This window comes from Gillisia xinjiangensis (genome assembly GCF_046298265.1).
Taxonomy (GTDB): Bacteria; Bacteroidota; Bacteroidia; order Flavobacteriales; family Flavobacteriaceae; genus Gillisia; species Gillisia xinjiangensis.
In genome coordinates this window covers 152962-175770 of record NZ_JBKAHK010000008.1, presented here as the reverse complement: position 1 = coordinate 175770, position 22809 = coordinate 152962, and the positions used below count along the sequence as shown (strand labels likewise).

Below are 22809 nucleotides of genomic sequence, written 5' to 3'. Positions count from 1 at the left end.
GTTTTATAGTACTCTATAAGCACGTATCGAAAGATAGGTGCTTTTTTTATGCAATAAAGTCAACATTGGACATCGATGCGGATTGCAAATCCGCGCCATCTCCGCGTTATTATATTATAGCGAGCCTGACCGGTAATGACGGGCTTGTTTTTGAAAACCCTTCATCGGTATGATGAAGGGTTTTTTTATGGAATAAAGTCAACATTGGACATCGATGCAGATTGCAAATCCGCGCCATGCCTGCGCCACCATTTTCTTTAAAAATAAGTTAGCTCAGATTTGCAATCCGAGCTTAATCGTCACACCTATACGTAATAGACTGAGCAGAACTAAGCTCACCTATCAATTTTCATAAAAAAACCTGTGAAGATTACTCCACAGGTACATATCTTAATTATTAAAAAGCGTCAACTTATTTTAGGACGACTCACATCAATAATGTTATTTACGAGGAGACTGTTCCTAGCGCATAAAGCTGTTCCATTGTAGGTGTTTCACTTCCACCTTCCGGCTCCAGGGTAATTCCAAAACCTTCAGAAATGTTTATATTTTCTAACTGAAATATTTTGTTTTCATCATCCTCAAATTTATCCAATAATCCTATGCTGCTTGGTGTTAGTGGATCCATTTTTAAGGACCAAACCTGATATACCATTCCTCTTGGAGGCAATGGAAGATCTTTAGCATCTATGTAAGTTATGTTCTTTTCTTTATCCCAATATGCGGTTGCGTAGGCATCCGGAGCTATTGACTGTCCCTGAAGCGGAACTTTAAGGATATTCTTATCTCTTAAAACGGATAAAAGTTGCTGTGCTTTTTGGGAATTATTTCTGGCTTCTGAAATTTCTGTTTCCATCTGGATTTTTTCAGTTTGTAAAGCCTGTAGAGATTGCCTTAATTCTCTATTTTCATTAAATTGTATAAACAGTCCTATTAGGAAAAGTATACTGGCGGCCCAACCGATATAAGCAGGCCAGTTATTACGTTTTTGCGTTAAGTCTACCACTTTATTTCTCCTGGATAATTTTTCCTTTAAGGAATGTAATAAAAATTCAGGGTCATAGGGTGCTGCAGCACTGGATAAAGTTAGAAGCGCTTTTTCAATTTCTTCAACTTCAACCCTTACTTCAGGATATTCCTTTAGGGTACGCGTTACGTCAGCACTTTCAGATTCAGAAAGAGCCCCATAAACGTATAATTCCAGTATTCCAGACGCTATGTATTTGTTAATATCCATATTTATACTACGTTAGATCTTAATTTGTCAATACAAACCCGGTTCCTGGTTTTGACCGTTCCCAAAGGAATTTCAAGTTCTTCTGCTGTTTCTTTTTGGGTGAAACCTTTAAAAAATAAAAGGTCGATTAATTTCTTACACATGGGTTCAAGTAAATCTATATATTTTTGTAATCCGATAGCGTCCATTTTTCCAGACGTGTTGCTTTTGGCTTCTAATATATCTACGAAATTATCGCTTTTAAGGTTTAGTTTTTTGTTCTTAAAATCTTTGGACCTTATTTTATCTATGGAAGCATTTCTGGCAATATTGAGAACCCAGGTGAAAAACCGCCCTTTACTTGTATCGTACGTTGGAGCATTATTCCATATTTTCAGGAATACATCTTGAAGAACTTCTTCGGAAACCTGCTCGTCCCGAATGATGTTGAAGATAATTCCATAAGTGCTAACAGAATATAGCTGGTAGATCCGTTCGAAAGCTTTTTCATTTCCGGACTGAAGTTCAATAATCAATTGGTCTTGTTGCATAATGAAAGGTGATGCGCTGAATTATATGTTAAATTGCTTAAAAATAACAAAAGCAACCTCGCAGGTTGCTTTTGTTATTTACATCTTTAAATATATAAAAAATTATTTAATTGTGCCACATCCTACCCTTGTTCCGGCAGCACCGGAAGGTTGGGATGTAAAATCATCTACACCATCATGAACTACGACTGATTTTCCCATAATGTTTTTTGTTTCATCATCACAACCTATACACCACTCATCTGTAGTCATAGTAATAGTTCCGTTTCCATTTGCATCTACCTTAAAATTCCCAATATCACCTTTATGGTACCCTGAAACATTTCCCCATTTTCCATGTTTTTCAAATGTGGGATTCCAATGTCCACCTGCAGAGGAACCATCTTCAGCAGAACAATCTGCATTTTCATGAATATGTATTGCGTGCATTCCATCTGCCAAACCATCAATTACAGCGGTCATTGTAACCTCTCCATTTTCTTGGGTGAAAACGGCATTTCCTGAAAGATTGCTACCACTTTTAGGGTTTATTTTTAAGGTTACCTTTTTAACCTCTTCCTGAGTCATTTCTTTTTCAGATGACTTTTTTTCTGCATCGTTTTCTTTCTTGTCGTTTTTACATCCAACAATAGCTATTGATGCACATAATAAAAGTGTTATACTGATTCGTTTCATAATTTTTCTGATTGGTTATCAAAGTTTAACTTGCTCTAAAGTAGAGTGAATAATAGGATTCTCCAAAAAATTAAGGATTGCTTAACATTGCGGAAGAAAATGAAACTACTTATTTAAAAACTACTGTATATATGTATTTCTATTTAGCCTTTTTTAAAGTTGTAATAATTTGAACTTTTTCGTGCAAGGTTTTATGGACAGGACATTTATCTGCGATTTGCAGGATACGCTTTTTTTGTTTTTCATCCAGGGCGCCCGTTAAGACAATTTCTCTTTCAAAAGTATCTATTTTAGCAGATGAATTTTCACAATCTTCACAATCTACAGCGTAGGATTTAGAATGATTAATATGGGTCTCTACGGTTTCAAGATCCCATTTTTTTCTTCTTGCATACATTTGAATTGTCATAGAAGTACAGGCTGCCAAGCCGGCTGCGAGTAACTGATAAGGATCCGGGCCAAAATCATTTCCTCCGGCCTCAACTGGCTCATCGGCAACCAAATGATGATTTCCAGCTTTAATCCTGGTTGTGAAACCTGAATTTCCAAGATTCGCAGCTACTTCGTGATTCGATTCTAAGGCCTTTAGGACTGGAATTTCCAAATACCTGATTGCCCAACTGCCAATAATATTTCCGGCATATTGTGAATCTTTTTTATCTGAGAGTAAATGATCTGCTCCATCCAAAGACACAAAACTTTTGGGATGTTTGGCGGCAATATATAATTCTTCGGCATTTTCGATCGCTACTATGTTATCCTGCGGAGAATGAAGAATAAGAATCGATTTTTCCAGTTCCGGAAGGACTTTTGTTAAGTCTTTTTTTTCCAGATCTTCAATAAATTGTTTTTTTATACTGAAGGATCTTCCCCCAATATTTACAACTGCTTTGCCCTTTTTATTTATTTCTTCAAGGTTTTCCTTTATTAGATGTCTCACGTGGTTTATTGATGAGGGAGCGCCCAAAGTGGCAATAGCTTTTACCTTTGGAAGATGTTGTGCGGCAAAGTAAACCGCTGCCCCACCCAGGGAATGTCCAATTAAAAGGGTAGGGGACTTGTAGTTGGCTTTAAGGAATTCTGCAGCAGAGAGAAGATCTTCCACATTTCCCGAAAAATTGGAGTCAGAAAATTCTCCTTCGCTTTCTCCAAGGCCTGTAAAGTCAAAACGCAAAACACCAAATCCTTTATCGGTTAAGGCATCACAAATATTCTTAACGGCAAAAAAATTCTTGTTGCAAGTAAAACAATGTGCGAAAATAACAAAATTATGAGGTACCTGATCAATGGGTAATTCCAGTTTTCCGTGGAGTTCAAACCCTTCTTGGTTTTTGAATTTAACTTTTTCTGAGCTCATTGGTATATTTTTTATTTTAAGGAATTCAATTTTGTTCAAATTAAGGAAAAGATCGAAATAAATTTCTTCTTCAAATAAAAAAAGCTGTAACAGGGTTTCCTGTTACAGCTTTTTCATTCTTAAAAAAATGACTTATTTAAGTTCCCGTATTTGTATATTTCTGAACCAAACTTTGTCATCATGGTCCTGAAGGGCGATATGTCCGGTTCTATGTTTTCCGAAATCTTCCCATCCTTTAAATTTGGATCCATCCACCATTTTATCCCATTCTTCGCCATGTACCGGAAATTCTGTGATTTTTTCACCATTTAGGGTTACCGATCCCAAATTTGCTTCATGATCTATTCGTAAAATAACCTTATTCCATTCCCCTACAGGTTTTGTAACATCTTTGGATGCTGGAACCATATCATAAAGAGCTCCCGCCTGACGGATTGGACCGTTTTTGGCATCTGGATGCTTTTGGTTGTCCAATACTTGTATTTCTGGGCCGGTAAGGTATGGTTCATCAAATTTTTTATCTTCCTGAACCCCCCACATAATTCCACTGTTACCGCCTTCAGAAATTTTCCATTCTAAAGAAAGTTCAAAATTGGTAAATTCTTCTTCTGAAATAAGATTTTCAGATCCTGAACGTTCTCCTTCAGAAGCCGAAAAAGATATTGCACCATCTTCTACCTTCCATTGCGTTATTTCATCAGAATTATATGCTTTCCATCCATCAAGGTTTTCACCATTAAAAAGCATGGTTACATCCTGGTCTTCCTGATCGCTTATATTTTCAGTTTCCACGGGTTCCATGGCTTCTTCCTGGGTTTCGGTTTTGTCTTTACAGCTAATGCTAACCATCGCAATTGCCAGTATTATTAGGTTTGTTTTTTTCATAGGTAGATATTTATTGTTTTTTAATGGTCATATGCAATTCGCATATTAATCTGTGTTTGTATCTTATTCCCACTATGCTCATTTCATAAGCATGTATTTATTGGTTTATTTAATTCCTAAGATTCTTTTTAATTTTTCTTCATCGATTTCAGTTCCTGCAAAATCATCAAATTTCTTTTGCGTGGCTTCAATAATGTGGGATTGGATAAAGGAAGCACCTTCCCTTGCTCCCTGTTCTGGAGATTTTATGCAACATTCCCATTCCATAACAGCCCAAACATTACATCCATACTGGGTTAATTTGGAAAAAATAGTTTTAAAATCCACCTGACCATCTCCCGGGCTTCGATAACGTCCAGCACGGTCTATCCAGTCTCCATAACCTCCAAAAGAACCCTTTTTTCCGGTAGGATTAAATTCGGCATCTTTTACGTGGAACATTTTTATATAATCGTGATAATGATCTATATATTCAATATAGTCCAGTTGTTGAAGCACAAAATGACTTGGGTCATATAATATATTTACCCGTTTATGATTGTTGGTAGCATCTAAAAAACGTTCAAAAGTAACCCCGTCGTGAAGATCTTCTCCGGGATGGATCTCATAACATACATCTACTCCCTGCTCATCGAATTCATTTAAAATTGGCATCCATCGCTTGGCTAATTCCTGAAAACCCATTTCTACCAAACCTTCCGGACGTTGGGGCCAGGGATGCGCTGTGTGCCATAACAAGGAGCCACTAAAGGTTCCATGAACATCTAAATCCAGATGTCTGCTGGCTTTGGCAGCACTCTTTAATTGGGCAACGGCCCATTCAGTTCTTTTTTTAGGATTGTTTTTATAAGCTTCAGGAGCAAAATTGTCAAACATGATATCATATGCAGGATGCACCGCAACCAATTGCCCCTGTAAATGGGTGCTAAGCTCGGTTATCTCCAATCCGTAAGACTGAATTTTTCCTTTTAATTCATCGCAATAATCCTTGCTTTCTCCGGCTTTGGTAAGATCTATAAGGGAAGTTTCCCAGGTTGGGATCTGAATTCCTTTATAGCCAAGATCAGCCGCCCATTGGCATAATCCTTCCAAAGAATTAAACGGTGGCTTGCTGTCCATAAACTGCGCTAAAAAAACCGCAGGGCCTTTTATAGTTTTCATCTGTTTATTTTTTTGTTTTTTATCGGTCATAGGTAACATCCATAATAATCATCCAACTTTAGATGGACTTGCCGTTATGGATGTTTCATTATATGTCTACTTTAAATTTTATTCTTCAATTTTCACCCAAACATTTCCTTGTTGGTGAGAAGCTACCGCTTTTTCTATAAAATTAACACCTCGTATCCCATCTTTCATAGTTGGGAATTCCCCAGGGTGATATTTTTCCTTTTTAATAGCTCTGGCAACTCCTTTATAGATATTACCCATTGAATCAAAAATTCCCTCGGGATGTCCAGGTGGTAATTTGGTTCCATCTAAGGATAGTTCGCTATTGTAAGCATGTCCGGGTTTTAATACACGTAAAGGTTCACCATGCTGAAGTAAATACAGGTAATTTGGATTTTCCTGTTCCCATTTAAGTCCGGCTTTGTCCCCGTAAATGCTTACTGTAAAATTATTTTCTTCCCCGGTAGCGATTTGGCTGGTCCTTATAACGCCTTTTACAAATTCTGAAAATCGCAATAAAATTGTTCCGTCAATATCCATTTTATTATCCTTATACAGGTAATTAAGATCTGCCAGAATTTCTTTTATTTCAAGGCCACTTACATACTCAATCATATCGAATGCGTGGGTTCCAATATCTCCAACACAGCAACTTATTCCCGATTTTTCAGGATTTAAGCGCCAGGTATTAGCACGTTTTTCAGCATCATGAATTATTGGATTAATCCAACCCTGGTAGTATTGGACATCGATTTTCTGAACTTTTCCTATGGCTCCGTTCGAGATCATTTCCCTCATTTGGCGTATCATAGGATACCCGGTATAGGTATAGGTCACTGCAAATACCGTTTTGGATTTTTCAAGAAGATCTTCCAATATTTTGGCTTCTTCAAGAGTTGTCGTTAAGGGTTTCTCGCAAATTATGTTATATCCGTTTTCCAAAAGTTTTTTCGCCATTGGAAAATGAAGAAAGTTGGGGGTTAGAATAGAAACTACTTGCATTCGTTCTTCCTTTGGTAAAGCAGATTCAGCTGCTATAAGAGCATCGAGATCTTTGTATATTCTATCGGTACCAATCCCTATTTTTTCAGCAAATGCAATGCTTTCGCTTAGTTCCGGATTAAAAACCCCTCCTACAAGTTCATATTGGTCATACATTGCCGAAGCAACCCTGTGTAAAATTCCAATAAGGGAATCGCCTCCGCCGCCAAGTATGCCTAATCTTATTTTGTTATTCATCAATCAAATTTTTAGCAATTAAATTTTTTCTATTACTTTTTTGTCAAGCTTTTCATTTTTGAAGAAAATAGCAAATAATATCATCACTACAAATGCAAATGCTGCAGGAACTATCCATATTTGTTCCCAGTCATGGGTTCCGTCTGCATTTAAATATAGATCGCTTATTTGCCCGGCAACCCAAAAACCTATTAGCATTCCAACACCATAGGTAGCCAGGGTTATTAATCCCTGTGCAGCGCTTTTAATTTTCGGACCAGCTTTTGAATCGGTGTAGATTTGGCCCGCTACAAAGAAAAAGTCGTAACAAATACCGTGTAATGCGATTCCAATGATAAGCATGTATACCATTTCTCCTGCATCTCCATAGGCAAAAAGCAAATATCTTACCGCCCAGGCCAGCATTCCCGCAAGCAGGGTAATTTTAAATCCGAATTTTTTAAAGAAAAACGGTAATAAAAGGAGGAAGAGCACTTCAGAAATTTGGCCAATAGTCATCATGGCAGTGGGATCTTCCATTCCAACTTCAGATAAAAATGGGTTTGCATTCTGATAATAAAAAGCCAATGGAATACAAATAAGCACAGAAGATATAAAGAACATCAGAAAATTTCTTCCTTTCAATAAAGCAAGTGCTTCCAAACCTAAAATATCTGAAAGAGTTACTTTTTCTCCTTTGCTGCTGGGAGGGGTTTTTGGTAATGTGAAGCTAAATAATCCCAAAACTGCAGATGCTATTGCTACCATTAAAAAGGTGTTTCTCAACATTCCTTCTGCTCTTGCTGCCGGAGCATCCCAGGCAAAAACAAGGCTTATAACCAAGCCTGCGATAATCCAGCCAAGGGTTCCAAACACCCGTATACCGGAAAATTGTTTTTCAGGATCGTTCATTTGGTAGAAGGAAATGGAGTTCACCAATGCCAAGGTTGGCATATAAATGATCATATATCCTAAAATATAAGGGTAGAAGGTGCCAAAGTCTTCAGAGGTGTACATCATATACAATAAGACGGCTCCGGCTAAATGAAGGAATCCAAGAATGCGTTCTGCATTAAAGAATTTATCTGCAATAAGCCCAATAATAAAGGGAGCTATAATTGCTCCCCAGGATTGTGTAGAGAAAGCCATCGCGGTTTGTGTCCCGGTAGCTTCTAGGTTATTGCCTAAAAAAGTTCCTAATGTTACAAACCAACCTCCCCAAATAAAAAATTCAAGGAACATCATGGCCGAAAGTTGAAAACGGACTAAATTTTTCATATGCTATTAAAGTTTACTTCCTTCAGCAATTAATAATTCTTTAGTAGCTATTATACCTTCTTCGGCTGAGAGTTCCTCACCTTCATATTCAATCCCAATAAAACCGGAATACCCGGCATCTTTTACGATTTTAAGCATTTTACCAAAATCAATTGTTGTTTCCTGTCCGGATTCATCAAAAGCATAGGATTTAGCACTTACTGCTTTAGCGTGAGACATCATTTCTTCTACTCCCTGATATTTAGGATACTCCTCAATACAAGCTGCCTCCCATCGCTCTCCTTCTTCACGTTTAAGACAGAAGTTCCCGAAATCTGGAAGGGTTCCAACATTAGGTAGGTTTACACCTTCCATCACTTCTACCAAAAGTTTTGCATTAGAAGATAAATATCCGTGGTTTTCCACTAATACATTGACCCCTTTGGAAGAGGCATATTCTCCTAAACTTTTAAGTCCATCTATTGAATTGGCTTTCCATACTTCAGGATCATCACTTCCAAATAAATTTACCCGTATGGAATGTGCTCCCAGGAACTGCGCTGCATCCACCCATTTTTTATGATTTTCCACGGCCTTATTTCGTTCTGCTTCATCTGAAATAGCAAGATCTCCCTCACCATCTATCATTATTAAAACATTTTCAACATTATATCGTCCGCTTCTGGCTTTTAAGGTATCCAAAACAGTTGCGAGGTTTGTTTTTTCAATTTCAGAAGTATAAAGACCGCTTACATATTCAATTCCTGTAAAACCCATCTCATTGGCCTTTTGAGCAAAATTCATAGGATCCATTTTACCTTCAATAATTGGTTTGCTTAGGGACCATTGAGCCAAAGAAATTTCGAAAAACAATTCCTGAGTTTCGGGTTGGCTATCGGTAGTTTCAGTTGTTTCCTTTTTTTCCTGATTGTTTTTACATGAAACCAGGCTTGCCATAATAAATAAAGCAATAAAAAATGATTGAGTAATCTTTAGGGATTTTTGTGTCATGAATTCTTGTTTAAAAGTTTTTATTTTGGTTGTAACTTTAGGAATCTTAAATGTAGACTTTTTTTCAAAGATGTGAAAAAATAAACATAATTTGATATATTTGGCAATATAGATTAAATGAAAAATTAATTAATCCCAGAACTGTGAGTAAAATTTATGAAAATGAAACCTATGATGCAATTGTAGTAGGTACAGGAATTAGCGGTGGTTGGGCTGCTAAAGAACTTTGTGAAAAAGGATTTAAAACCCTTGTTTTAGAAAGAGGCCGCATGGTAAAACATGTGGAAGATTATCCAACTATGAATGATGATCCCTGGGATTATAAATTTAAAGGACAGGTTCCCAGAGAAGAGGCTAAAAATCAAAAAGTACAGGCCAGAACCGGATATACTGTGAACGAAGCTAGTAAACACTGGTTTGTAGATGACCTTAAGCACCCTTACAATGAAACAAAACGATTTGACTGGATGCGTGGATATCACGTTGGAGGAAGATCTATCATGTGGGGGAGACATAGTTACAGATTAAGCGACCTGGATTTTGAAGCGAATAAAAAGGATGGTATCGCTGTAGACTGGCCGGTACGATATAAAGATGTTGCGCCATGGTATGATTACGTAGAATCTTTTATTGGGGTAAGTGGCGAGAATCTCGGACTTTCACAATTGCCGGATGGTAAATTCCTGCCAATGATGGAATTGAATTGCGTGGAGGATCATCTCAAAAAGAGTATGGCCCAGAATTTTACCGACAGGGTTCTTACTGCTGGGCGTGTGGCACATATTACCAATAATGACAAATTTGAAGGAAGGGCTCCTTGCCAATACCGAAATCGTTGTATACGCGGATGTCCTTATGGAGCATATTTCAGCAGTAATTCATCAACTTTACCTGCTGCCGAGCGTACAGGGAATATGACGCTACGCCCAAATTCAATCGTGAGTGAGGTGATCTATGATCCTGAAACCAAAAAAGCAACAGGTGTAAAAGTTATTGATGTGGATTCCAAGGAGGTTCATGAATTCAAAGCAAATGTTATATTCTTATGTGCCTCTGCCATTGCATCAAGCAGTATTTTGATGCAATCCAAATCAGACAGATTTCCTAACGGAATGGGAAATGATAGCGGGGAACTGGGACATAATGTAATGGATCATCACTTTAAGGCTGGAGCCTCTGGTAAATATGATGGTTTTGAAGACCAATATTATAAAGGAAGGAAACCAAATGGAATTTATCTGCCACGTTTCCGAAACCTTTCCGAAAATGAAAATCTTGATTTTATACGCGGATACGGATATCAGGGTGGCGCAAGTCGTGGAGACTGGGCCGCTGATATAGCGGAAGCAGGATATGGTAAAGAACTAAAAGAAGCCATTGTTAAACCGGGAGGTTGGACTATGGGATTGATGGGGTTTGGAGAAACTTTACCTTATCACGAAAATAAAATGACTTTAGATTATGATAAACTGGATGATTGGGGACTGCCAACAGTAACTTTTGATGCAGAATTCAAGGAGAATGAATTGAAAATGCGTAAAGATATGGTCGATCAGGCCGTTGCAATGTTGGAAAAAGCCGGTTTTAAAGATGTTCAGGGATATGATGATATAGGCGCACCAGGTTTAGGGATTCATGAGATGGGAACAGCCAGAATGGGAAGAGATCCTAAGACTTCTGTTTTAAATGGGAATAATCAGGTTCATGATGTACCAAATGTGTATGTTACCGATGGTTCCTTTATGACCTCTGCTGCCTGTCAAAATCCTTCGCTTACCTATATGGCCATGACGGCAAGAGCTGCAGATCACGCTGCAAAGAATTTTAAAAAATCCAAAGCTTAATTTTTATAAATTATGAACAGAAGACAAGCATTAAAAAACTTCGGCCTGGGTGCAGGAATCCTTATAGTTGGGCCAAGTACACTAAGCCTGTTGCAAAGCTGTAAAAGCGAACCCAAAACCGATTGGGAACCTGCTTTTTTAACGGTAGGCAACGGTTTTATACTCAAACAAATCCTGGACGTTATAATTCCGGAGACAGATACTCCCGGAGCAAATGATTTGAATATAGCCGAATTCATTGATTCCTATATGGACCAGGTTGCGCCAATTGAACGACGGGATAAATTTAACAGCAGCGCAAATGCTTTTGCAGCTGCATTTAAATCTGAATTTGATAAAAACCCGGAAAAGGGAAGTGCAGAAGAATATGAACAAATAGTAAAGAAATATCTAAAAGCTACTCCAGAACAACAGGAAATTTATTTAAAACGGCCAACTGAGGATCAATTAGATATAGAGCCTGCGGAGAGTTTGGATACTGGTGCCGGAGTTTATTCTTATTTAAGCGAAGTTAGGGGGATGGCTATATGGGCTTGGAAAACCAGTGAAGAAATTGGAGAAAATGTGCTGTGGTATGATCCTGTTCCGGGTCAATATATCGCATGTGGTCCAGTTTCAGAACTAGGAAAAGGCAAGGCGATGTCTTTATAATAAATTCCATCTAGATAGAAATTTAAGGGAACCCAGTGTGGTTCCTTTTTTTATGTTGAAATCAACAGTAATAGTTCCTTTTTTGGATGATTTATGAAGGGAAATGAAGCTAAGAAAGTCTAAATATGCGGTGTTTTAACTTATATGGAAATATTTTTCACATTTAAAATCTTGAATTTTGATAGTTTTTGTGCCTTTTTAAAGCCATTTTTTAGCTAAATCTGTAATTTTTTTTAATTCTTTTTCACAATAAATAAATTGAAAAACGGTCTTTCTTTTAAATATATCATTAAAAAATATTGAATTTTGTGAAAATCTATTATAAATTGAATGATGATGCAAAAAGATGTTAAAATGAACACGAAAACGATTTCGTAATTATATCGATATTGTGCTTCGCGTTTACCAAATATTTACATAAATTTAACTTTGATTAATATTTCGTTTGAAAACTAAACTAAAACTTTAATTTATGAAAAAATTTACTTTCAGGGGCTTTTTGTTTGCTATCGCTTTTCTGTGTTTCAGCATGGTGAATGCCCAACAGACTGTTTCCGGAACAGTTACAGATGAAAGTGGCCCTCTGCCTGGCGCAACTGTTGCCGTTAAAGGAACATCTACAGGTACCACTACTGATTTTGATGGAAATTACACTTTGAACAATGTACCGACTGATGGAATCCTGATATTTAGTTTCATAGGTTATGAAAGCCAGGAAATTGGTGTCAATGGACGTTCTATTATCAGCGTAAATTTAGCGGCTGATGCAGCTGAATTGGAAGAAGTAATACTTATTGGTTATGGTACTACCACAGTTAAGGATGCGACTGGCTCTGTAGCCTCTGTAACAGCTAAGGACTTTAATAAGGGGGTTATAGCTTCTCCTGAGCAACTTATTCAGGGTAAAACCGCCGGAGTTCAGATTTCAGAAACTTCTGGAGAACCTGGAGCAAGCATAAATGTTAGAATACGGGGTTCCAATTCAATTCGTTCCGGAAACAATCCGTTATTCGTTGTAGATGGAGTCCCTTTAACCAGTGGTGCTGCTCCACAAACAAATGCTGCAGGTATTGGTGGTGGTGGACAGAAAAACCCTCTAAATTTCCTTAACCCCAATGATATTGAAAGCATCTCTATTTTAAAAGATGCTTCTGCTACTGCTATATATGGTTCCAGGGGAGCCAATGGAGTTATTATTATTCAAACCAAAGGAGGTAAAGGAAGAAAAGGAACCTTTGAATTTAATAATACATTAAGTATAGCTTCACCTGCAAATGAATATGACCTATTAGGCAGAGAGGCCTTTTTGGAAGGCCTTGCCAGCGTAGGGAATGATCCCGATGCCTTGGATTTTGGAGCAGATTCAGATTTTCAGGATTTTTATACCCGTACCGCTATTTCTAATACTACAGATTTAAGTTATTCTAAAAGTTACAACACGGGTAATGTGAGAGCCTCTTTGGGATATGCCGATCAAGAAGGTATTGTCGAAAACTCCTCTTTAGATCGATTATCAGCACGTGTTAATGCTACTCAACGTCTTTTGAAAGATAAATTAACCTTGAGCGCTCAGTTATCCTATTCAGGAGTGGATGAAGAAAGAGCTCCAATTTCCGGGGAAGCTGGTTCTACGGGGGATTTAATAGGTGCCTCTATCACCCAGAATCCAACAGCTCCTATTGATCCTTTATTTAATCCGGGTGGTAACGTTTTAAACCCGGTAAGTTTATTGAATAGTTTTCAGGGACTTTCTGAATCAGACAGGTTTTTAGCAAACTTATCTGCAGAATATAAAATTACAAGTGAGTTTACGGGAAAGATAACGGTAGGTTATGATAAACAAGACACAGAAACCACCTCGGTTTTTGGATCTGATGTTATAGGCCTTAATGGTGTTTCCGGAATTGGTAGAGGTAATTATAACACTTTCAATCAAGAAAATACATTATTGGAGACTACCCTTAATTATCTAAAAGAGTTTGATAACTCAGTGCTCGATGTGGTGGGAGGTTTTTCTTATCAAAAATTTCAACGTGATGGATTTGGATCTGAAGGAGCAGGATTCAATACTACAGATCTGGGTGCAATGGCATCTCAGCTGAGAGAGGCTTATGGTAATGTTACATCCGTTATTGATAATTTTGCAACTTTTGGATACGGCGAAGATGGAACTTATTTAAATACAATATTACCAAGTTTTACTTCCGGAGAATTACCTTCTAATTTCGATCGACCTATTCCAGCTTTCGTTGTGAATAATACCTTTGACAATTTTGACGAATTGCAATCATATTTTGTGCGTGCCAATTACACAATAGCAGAAAAATACCTTTTCACCGGAACTTTTAGAGCCGATGGTTCTTCTACATTTGGAGAAAACAATCAATATGGTTATTTCCCTTCCGGAGCATTCGCCTGGCAAATACACAGGGAAGACTTTATTGGAGAAAATGTGTCTATGCTTAAATTGCGTTTAGGGGCAGGTATAGTTGGAAGTCAGGAAGGTCTGGGGTATGGGCGTTTCGTTCAGCGTGAAAGAGCCGCAGGTGGAGGAATTAGCAATGATCTTAATGTATTGCCGGCACCTGGTTCTTTTATTGTAGGTGATGCAAACGCCGATCTTAAATGGGAAGAAACTACAGATCTAAACCTTGGTATTGATTTTGGGTTTAATGCGGATCGCTTAACGGGTACCTTTAACATCTATCAAAAAACAACCAATGACCTTTTGCTTCCAAGGCAAACTGCCGCACCTAGTAATGGGGAAGTAGTTTTTAGTAACCTAACGGACGGTAAAGTTGTGAATAAAGGGGTGGAGTTTTCACTTGACTACGATTTTGTAAATACACAGGATTTTGGGTTTTCAGCAAGCTTTAATGTTGCCTACAATGATAATGAAGTTCAGGACACACCTTTCATCATTAATACAGGGGCGATACGTGGAAATGGTTTGACTAATGCTTTTGCACAACAGCTAAAAGCAGGACAGCCATTGTTCTCTTATTTTATGGCTGAATTTACAGGCTTTGATGAAAATGGAAACCCAACCTATCTCGATGTGGATGGAAATGGTATTGGAGATCCTGATGCCGATAAATTCTTTGTAGGAAAAGATGCTATTGCAGATTGGAATGCAGGTCTTTCTTTAAATGCCCGGTATAAAGCTTTTGATTTTGCTGCATATTTTAATGGTCAATTTGATTTCTATGTATATAACGCAACTGATAATGCATTTTTTACAAAAAGTGCTTTATTAATAGGTAAGAACGTAACAGAAGATGTATTAACTAACAATGAAAATGCAGCTTCAACTGTTGCAGTTTCAACAAGATTTCTTGAAAGAGGTGATTTTGTTAGGTTAACTTCAGCTTCTTTAGGATATCAACTTCCGTTGGATGGTGATAACTTTGTAAAGTCTTTAAGACTTAGTGTGATAGGTCAGAATCTTTTCTTGATCACAGGGTATAGTGGATTAGATCCTGAAATCTCAACTAATACGGGATCGGTGAATGCCTCAGCTATTCCTACAGCCGGGATAGATTATGCAGCTTTTCCAAGACCAAGAACTGTATCTTTTGCACTCAACGCTAGTTTTTAATTAAATAAAAATTGATAATGAAAAATATTAGAATAACAAAACGAATTATAAACCTTACTCTGGTAATGGTATTGCTGGGAAGCACCATCATCTCTTGTAGCGATTTGGAAATTGAGGGAACAGATTCGATTATAAAGGATGCGAGCGAAGCAGGTTTTCAAGGAGTAAGTGATCCAGATTCCTTTCTGGACAATGCCTATAACAGCTTACGTGGTTATATAGGCGATCAGGCCAATTTATATGCCCTAGCTGAAGTAACCACAGATGAACAACTGGTGCCTACCAGAGGTTCAGACTGGGGGGATAATGGGATTTGGAGACAATTACACCAACATGAATGGACACCGGAGCATGCCTTTATTCTGAATGTATGGAATCAATGGAATACACTTCACTTTCAGGGTGCACAGGTGCTTGCTGAATTAACCAATAGCAATCCGCAACAGGAAGCTGATGCTCATTTTTTGAGAGCCCTTGGTATGTGGGTTGTGCTGGATAATTTTGGTCAGGTACCCGTTAGGGACCCTCAGGCGCCTCTTTTTGAAGATCCAATAGTACTTAAGGGTCAAGAGGCGGTAGATCAAATTGTTTCGGATTTAAATGCGGCTATAGCAGGATTACCAGCTATTGGTCCAGGTGCCGGTGTGGGAGATGCCGGAGCAGCAAATGCACGACCTGGAAAAGAAGCGGCGAAATACCTATTAGCAAAAGTTCTTTTAAATAAACATATTTATCTTGGAACAGAGCCTAATTCTGCAGATATGAACCAGGTTGTAAGCCTTGTTGATGAAATTACTGCATCGGGATATGGCCTTGAAGAAGGGTACTTCGATATTTTTAGAAGAGAATTGGACAGGGAAACTATTTGGTTTATCCCTACCGCAGTTGGTAATAGAATCTGGAATGGACTTCATTATAATATGGCTCCAGATCAAACTGGTGGTGGTTGGAATGGTTTTTCTACCCTTGCAGAATTTTATGATATGTTTGAAGGTGACCCTAATTCTAACAAGGGTACAGCTCAGGGAGAACCTTTGGATGGGCAGGAAGAGCGCAGAGGTTATGTTCCTGCAGCTGGAGTACCGGCTGGAGCATTTCCGGGTGCAACAGATAGCAACAATGATGGGTTTGCAGACGGTTCCAGTGTTGGTTTCGGTTTTCTTATCGATCAGCAGTTTGATTATGATGGAACGGCTTTAAAAGATAGAGGTGGAAATCCATTAACTTTTAAAAGACAGTTTACTGATGGTTCGGGAAATATTAGCCTTATCAATAACAGTGAGACCACTGGTATTCGTACCATTAAATATAATCCTCGCTATGGGGCATTTACAGAACATGAAATTTTCTTCAGATATTCAGATGCACATCTTATGAAAGCAGAGGCAATGTTGAGATCCGGTATGGATGCATCAGCATTGGTTAACGAATTAAGGATCCTTAGAAAAGCCCAGCCACTTGGTACTGTTACAGAAAGTGATCTTCTGGAAGAAAGAGGAAGGGAATTATATATGGAATTCTGGAGAAGGAATGATATGATTCGATTTGGAGAATATACCAGAGATTGGAGTTTAAAAGCTCCTTCCGCTGTTGGGGATGAAACAAAAAACTTATTCCCAATACCTGCAAATCAATTGATTTTAAATCCTAATCTTATTCAGAATCCTGGATATTAATTTTAAGTTTTTAAAAATAAAAAATAGAGGGCCAATTGGCCCTCTATTTTTTTAAATATTTTATTTTTGAAAATATTTTGTTATAAATTGCCTCAAATTCCAGTTTTCAAATTCGTGGTAAAAACTAAAAAACTATTCCTAATTTCTATCTTTTCTATCCTGTTTTTCCAGGCCTGTAAAAAAGAGGAATTTCTTTTCGAAAAGATAGTGCCTTCGCATTCAAATCTTCTTTTCTCTAATGAACTAAATCCAAACTCTGAATTAAACATTTTTAATTATCTGTATTATTATAATGGCGGCGGAGTCGCAGCAGGGGATTATAACCAGGATGGCCTTATAGATTTATATTTCACCTCCAATGAGCAAGAGGATAAGCTTTTTTTGAATATTGGTAATTTTAAATTTAAAGATATAACTCCGGTCTCCCAGATTGATAACTCCCAGGGATGGACCACAGGAGTTAGTAATATAGATATTAACGGGGATGGTTTACTGGATCTTTACATTTGTAAAGTAAGTGGATTCCTTAATCTGGAAGGGCATAACCTGCTATACGTTAATCAGGGACCTAATGAAGAAGGGATTCCCATTTTTGAGGAACAGTCTGCAAAGTATGGTCTCGATTTTTCAGGTTTTTCTACTCAAGCTGTCTTCCTGGATTATGATCAGGATGGAGATCTTGATATGTTCTTATTAAATCACTCCGTGCATCCAAACAGGAATTACGGTAGAGGGGATAAAAGGAAGAGCTATGATCCTAAATCAGGCGACCGGTTGTTCAGAAATGATAATGGTTTTTTTACAGATGTTTCTTCTGAAGCTGGAATTTTTCAGGGAGTGATTGGCTACGGACTGGGTGTGGCAGTGGGAGACCTTAATAATGATTTGTATCCTGATATTTACGTTGGAAATGATTTTTTTGAAAATGATTATTTATATATTAATCAGAAAAACGGTAGTTTTCACGAACTAATTTCAGATCAACCTGAAAAATTAGGCCATACCACGCATTTTTCCATGGGTAACGATATTGCCGATATCAATAATGATGGCCTTGCAGATATCATATCTCTGGATATGCTTCCTGAAAATCTGAAGACCTATAAAACCTCAGGACTGGAATATCCATTTCAAACTTATGCTAGCTATTTAAAGAACGGCTTTGCTCCACAATACATGCAGAATACCCTTCATATCAATTCAGGAAATCTCAATTTTTCGGAAACTGCATTTCTTAGTGGTATTGCGGCTTCAGAATGGTCTTGGGGAGCACTTTTTGTCGATTTTGATAATGATACCCACAAGGATATTTTTATCACCAATGGAATAAAAGGCGCTACCAATGATATGGATTTTATCAAGTATATTTCAAATGAAAAAATTCAGAAACAATTAAGTCAGGGAAAATTTGAAAATTATGATGATTTCGTCAAAGAGCTACCTGAAAAGAAAATAGCAAATTATATTTTTCAGAACAATGGTGATAATACTTTTGACAACCGAAAAAAAGAATGGTTAAATGCTGAGCCAAGTTTTAGTCATGGTTTTGTGTATGCTGATCTTGACAATGATGGGGATATGGATTTAGTAGTGAACAATACCGATGGAAATGCCAGTATTTTTAAAAATAATTCAGAAAAATTAATACGAAACAATTATCTCAGAGTGAACCTGTTGGGAGATAATAGCAACAAATTTGGTATCGGTGCAAAAATTATACTTTACTATGGAGATAACCTGCAACAACAAGAACATTATTTAAGCAGGGGCTATCTTTCTTCATTGGCACCGGGTTTGAATTTTGGCCTCGCCAAGCATACTTCAATAGATTCGGTAAAGGTAATTTGGCCGGGTTTTTTAACTGAAACCAAGTACAATATTAAGCCCAATAGAACTATCGAATTTAATATAAATGATGCCGACTCCCTTATATTCAATAAATCTGAAAGAAATTCTATTTTTACAAAGAAAGATTCTTTAATAGACTATAAGCATGTCGAGCAATCCACGCTGGAATTTAACCGTGAGCCGCTAATTCCTTTTGGTTATGGTAATCAGAGTCCGCGTGCCGCAGTAGCCGACATCAATAAAGATGGTCTTGACGATCTGGTAATAGGAGGAGGAAAATCACAGAGCTTGAATTTGTGGCTGCAAAACCTTGATGGTAGTTTTGAAAAATCTGAGCAAAAAATATTCGAGGAAGATGCAATTTCAGAAGATACCGATCAAATATTCCTGGATGTGGATGTGGATGGTGATATGGATTTGATAGTGGTAAGCGGGGGTAATGAATTTACAAAAGGAAAATCCTTGCAACCGCGACTATACCTGAATGAAAACGGTAAATTCAGATTGGACGATCAACAGTTTAAGGGTGTCAGCCTTAATGCTTCGAAGGCAACATCGGTAGATTTGAATGCAGATGGTTTTCCCGATCTTTCTTTTAGTGCAAATATAGTCCCGGGGGAATACGGTAAAAATCCTGTGCAGTATTTATTTTTGAATGATGGCAATGGTAAGTTTACAGAAGTTACCGATCAATATTCTGAAACATTTAGGAATGTCGGAAATGTTCAGGATATTATCTGGATCGACATCAATAATGATAAGATTAAGGATGCAATAGTAGTTGGTCACTGGATGCCTGTCACGATTTTTATCAATGATGGGAGCAAACTTAGCAAACTGGATAGCGGGCTTGAAGATACGAACGGATGGTGGAATGCCGTGATTGCAAAAGATTTTGATGGCGACGGCGATATAGATATCGTTGCAGGAAACTGGGGGCTAAATTCCAGACTAAAGGCTTCTATAGAAAAACCTTTAAGACTGTACCTTGGCGATTTTGATGGAAATGGATCTATTGATCCGGTAGTGAGTTATTTTTATGAAAATAAGGAAACAGCTTTTGCTTCTAAGGACGAACTCGATCACCAAATGCCATTTTTAAAAAAGAAATTTCTCAGGTACAAAGATTATGCAGATGCAGATTTTTCTGAGATTCTACCCATGGAAAAACTGAAAAATGCTGAAGTGAAACAGGTTTTTGAATTAGCCAGTTGCTATTTTGAAAATAATGGGGATAACACTTTTACAAAGCATATTTTACCCTTTGAAACACAGGTTTCGGCAATCTTTGCTATTGAGACGCAGGATTTTAACAGTGATGGTTTTCCCGATCTGTTTTTAGTAGGAAACAACTATGAAATCAGCACTCAATTGGGTAGATTAGATGCCAGCCATGGAACTGTTCTTATCAATGATAAAAACGGTTTTTTCCAAACTTATAATAAAGAAATGCCTGATATTTCCGGAGCTGCCCGTGATATTAAGGAAATCTGTATAAATGACGAATTACATCTTATCGTAACATTTAATAATGGTACTCCAAGCATTTTGAAAATTAATAATTAATGAAAGCACTGTAAGGGGAGCTGTATCCTAAATAAGTTAAAAATGACCAATTCTAAAGAGAAATTTGCAACCAGATAAATCCATGAAAAAAATACTTATATTATTCCTTGCCCTGTTGCTTTTAGGATCGATTTGGTACTTATTTATTAAAAAATATGATTATCGTTTCACGATGGAAGCGAAATACGGCCCCGGTACCGTCTTTCATGAAATTTTAGAATGGAAAAATTTGAACCCTGATATTTCTGAAGAAAATATTGCGGTCACCCAAAGTGAACCTTTCAAAAATCTAACACAAAAAGTATATTCATTTAGTGATTCCCCGGTAGAATTCTACTGGGAATTTGAAAAAAGAAATGATAGCCTAACAGAAGTTGTACTAAATATTAGATCTGACAAGAATTCACTGGCTAACCGCCTGGATATAATGAACCCCTTTGTAAAAAGTAATTATATAGATAGTTTAAAACAACATTTGCTGGCTTTTAGACTTAGATTACAAAATGAACAAAAGGCCTATCGTATTCAAATTGGCGACAGTATCGTCACTTCACCCGCACTGGACTGTATTTGTCATACTTCTGAAAATGTTCCGGTAAAAGGAAAGGCCCGGGAAATGGTAAAAACCATTGATATTCTGGAAGATTACATTCTAAGTCGTGATCTTAAATTAACAGGAAATCCATTTGTAAAGATCATTAAATGGAATCGAAAGGAGAATATCATAGATTTTGAATTTTGTTTTCCGGTGAATCTTCCCCAGGATATTAAGCCTTACGGAGAAGTTAAATTCAGGCAAATTCCATCTTCTACCGCATTGAAGGCGGTGTTCAACGGAAATTATAGGTTATCCCATAAAGCCTGGTTTGACCTTCTTTATACAGCTGAAGAAAAGAAATTAAAAACTAATGGATTACCGCTGGAGGTTTTTTTTAATAACCCTAATGTAGAAAGCACTCCATCACCTACATGGAAAGCAGAAATCTATTTGCCAATAGTGGAATAAAATTATTCTTAGATCTTATTTTAAGAATTAATAGCAACGGTTAACCTTTTGGACTTTAATTAGGCATGAACGGACTCCCTTTTTTCCTAAATTTGATAATTTTACTCGAATTTAAACAAATTGCTATATTCTAAAAATAAATCCGGTATTATGAATATTCTCAATCTTAATGGACGGTTCCTTATCAAGATATTTCCTTAATCGGGAAACAAATACATTTAAACTTCTTCGGGTGAAATAATCATTTGTTCCCCAAATATTTTTCAACAATTCCTTATGCGTACAAATTTCATTTTGTTTCGAAGTCAAATATCTTAATAATTCATTTTCCCTGGAAGTTAAGGACACCTTGGATTCTCCAAGTCCTAAAGTTTGCTGCTGGGGTTTATAGGAATATTTTCCAAGATGGATCTCTTCCCTGGATGAACTTTCGATCTCGGGTTGAGAAAGATTTTTCAGTAAAATATTGATGCGTATTACAAGCTCTTCTTCATCTATTGGTTTTTTAAGGTAATCTACTGCCCCTTTTGAAAAGCCTTTTAAAACATCAATTTTAAGAGATTTCGCGCTAAGAAATATGAATGGAATTTCCGGATAAGTAAGCTTCATCTTTTCAGCCAGTGTAAAACCATCCATTTCTGGCATCATTACATCCAGGATTGCAAGATCAAATTTTTCCTTCTCCAGTTTTTGCAAGGCCAGATTCCCATTTTTGGCCCAGGATATACCAAAACCCTTTATTTGAAGATATTCTGTGAGTAAATATCCTAATGAATCATCATCCTCAACCAGTAGAATATTCTTTTTGTTTTCCATAGTAATGTAAAGGTATTTTGAATTTTATATAACCTAACCTTTTTTCCGCATTTGTTAGGTGAAATTAAAATAAATATTCCGCCTCGAGCTCATAAAGGATTCCAAAGTCTGAAATTAGCAGCGAATTAACCGCACTGATAATAGGCTTAAAACTCCGTTTTTGAAAGATATAGATGTAAATACCAGATGAAATACTGAAAATAATTTTTGCTTAATCTTTCCTTGTGTTAATTTATCTTTCATTAATACTTTTTAATAGGTCTTCGCCTCGTATTCTCCAATATTATACTATTTTACACCGGTTTTCAAAAGAAATAAATCAAATTCGAATGTAGTTAAGAAAATATTAAAATGTCTTTCTCATCCAGTATAAAACTTATAATTTCGAAGTTATAAATATTTTTTATCTACACTCGATTTTAGTCAGACAAAACTTTTACTCTGATTCACAAAAAAATAAAAAT

16 protein-coding genes are annotated in these 22809 nt (G+C 37.0%); 6 read left to right on the top strand and 10 right to left on the bottom strand.

The features are described 5' to 3' along the window. Nucleotides 1–445: 445 nt before the first annotated feature. From ACKGJN_RS14095 to ACKGJN_RS14055, 9 genes are all read right to left on the bottom strand, one after another. Entirely contained in the window at nt 446–1237 is a 792-nt protein-coding gene (locus ACKGJN_RS14095) for an anti-sigma factor (RefSeq protein ID WP_409540191.1), read from the bottom strand. 2 nt (nt 1238–1239) lie between these two features. Further along, a complete protein-coding gene (locus tag ACKGJN_RS14090) occupies nt 1240–1767 on the bottom strand; it encodes an RNA polymerase sigma factor (RefSeq protein WP_409540190.1) in 528 nt (175 codons plus the stop codon). 102 nt (nt 1768–1869) lie between these two features. Beyond that, nucleotides 1870–2442, bottom strand: coding sequence for a superoxide dismutase family protein (locus ACKGJN_RS14085; RefSeq protein WP_409540189.1), 573 nt, complete (start codon nt 2440–2442; stop codon nt 1870–1872). A gap of 139 nt (nt 2443–2581) precedes the next feature. Further along, a complete protein-coding gene (locus ACKGJN_RS14080) occupies nt 2582–3799 on the bottom strand; it encodes a bifunctional alpha/beta hydrolase/OsmC family protein (RefSeq protein WP_409540188.1) in 1218 nt (405 codons plus the stop codon). 132 nt (nt 3800–3931) lie between these two features. Continuing rightward, nucleotides 3932–4684, bottom strand: a complete 753-nt coding sequence (locus ACKGJN_RS14075) for a 3-keto-disaccharide hydrolase (protein WP_409540187.1) — start codon at nt 4682–4684, stop codon at nt 3932–3934. 105 nt (nt 4685–4789) lie between these two features. Then, complete coding sequence (locus ACKGJN_RS14070) at nt 4790–5845, bottom strand: sugar phosphate isomerase/epimerase family protein (RefSeq protein ID WP_409540186.1); 1056 nt, start codon at nt 5843–5845, stop codon at nt 4790–4792. Between the two features lie 108 nt (nt 5846–5953). Then, nucleotides 5954–7093 carry a Gfo/Idh/MocA family protein gene (locus ACKGJN_RS14065; protein WP_409540185.1) on the bottom strand — a complete coding sequence of 380 codons (1140 nt, stop codon included), beginning with the start codon at nt 7091–7093 and terminating at the stop codon, nt 5954–5956. A gap of 18 nt (nt 7094–7111) precedes the next feature. Continuing rightward, on the bottom strand, nt 7112–8350 hold the full coding sequence (locus ACKGJN_RS14060; protein ID WP_409540184.1) for a nucleoside permease: 1239 nt from the start codon (nt 8348–8350) through the stop codon (nt 7112–7114). Nucleotides 8351–8356: 6 nt separating this feature from the next. Then, nucleotides 8357–9340, bottom strand: a complete 984-nt coding sequence (locus tag ACKGJN_RS14055) for a sugar phosphate isomerase/epimerase family protein (RefSeq protein WP_409540183.1) — start codon at nt 9338–9340, stop codon at nt 8357–8359. A gap of 143 nt (nt 9341–9483) precedes the next feature. On the opposite strand from ACKGJN_RS14055, the gene ACKGJN_RS14050 reads away from it, so the two are divergent. The 6 genes from ACKGJN_RS14050 (at nt 9484) to ACKGJN_RS14025 (ending at nt 21529) form a co-directional block, all read left to right on the top strand. Next, entirely contained in the window at nt 9484–11184 is a 1701-nt protein-coding gene (locus ACKGJN_RS14050; protein WP_409540182.1) for a GMC oxidoreductase, read from the top strand. A 12-nt stretch (nt 11185–11196) separates the two neighbouring features. Next, on the top strand, nt 11197–11835 hold the full coding sequence (locus tag ACKGJN_RS14045; RefSeq protein WP_409540181.1) for a gluconate 2-dehydrogenase subunit 3 family protein: 639 nt from the start codon (nt 11197–11199) through the stop codon (nt 11833–11835). Nucleotides 11836–12307: 472 nt separating this feature from the next. After that, entirely contained in the window at nt 12308–15433 is a 3126-nt protein-coding gene (locus tag ACKGJN_RS14040; protein ID WP_409540180.1) for a SusC/RagA family TonB-linked outer membrane protein, read from the top strand. 17 nt (nt 15434–15450) lie between these two features. Then, on the top strand, nt 15451–17109 hold the full coding sequence (locus ACKGJN_RS14035) for a RagB/SusD family nutrient uptake outer membrane protein (RefSeq protein WP_409540179.1): 1659 nt from the start codon (nt 15451–15453) through the stop codon (nt 17107–17109). Between the two features lie 66 nt (nt 17110–17175). Beyond that, nucleotides 17176–20523, top strand: a complete 3348-nt coding sequence (locus ACKGJN_RS14030) for a VCBS repeat-containing protein (RefSeq protein WP_409540178.1) — start codon at nt 17176–17178, stop codon at nt 20521–20523. Nucleotides 20524–20605: 82 nt separating this feature from the next. Next, nucleotides 20606–21529 (top strand): GyrI-like domain-containing protein, encoded by a 924-nt coding sequence (locus tag ACKGJN_RS14025; RefSeq protein WP_409540177.1) that lies wholly within the window; start codon nt 20606–20608, stop codon nt 21527–21529. Between the two features lie 123 nt (nt 21530–21652). Here ACKGJN_RS14025 and ACKGJN_RS14020 read toward each other — a convergent pair whose 3' ends face one another. Beyond that, on the bottom strand, nt 21653–22345 hold the full coding sequence (locus ACKGJN_RS14020) for a response regulator transcription factor (protein WP_409540176.1): 693 nt from the start codon (nt 22343–22345) through the stop codon (nt 21653–21655). Nucleotides 22346–22809: the final 464 nt, after the last annotated feature.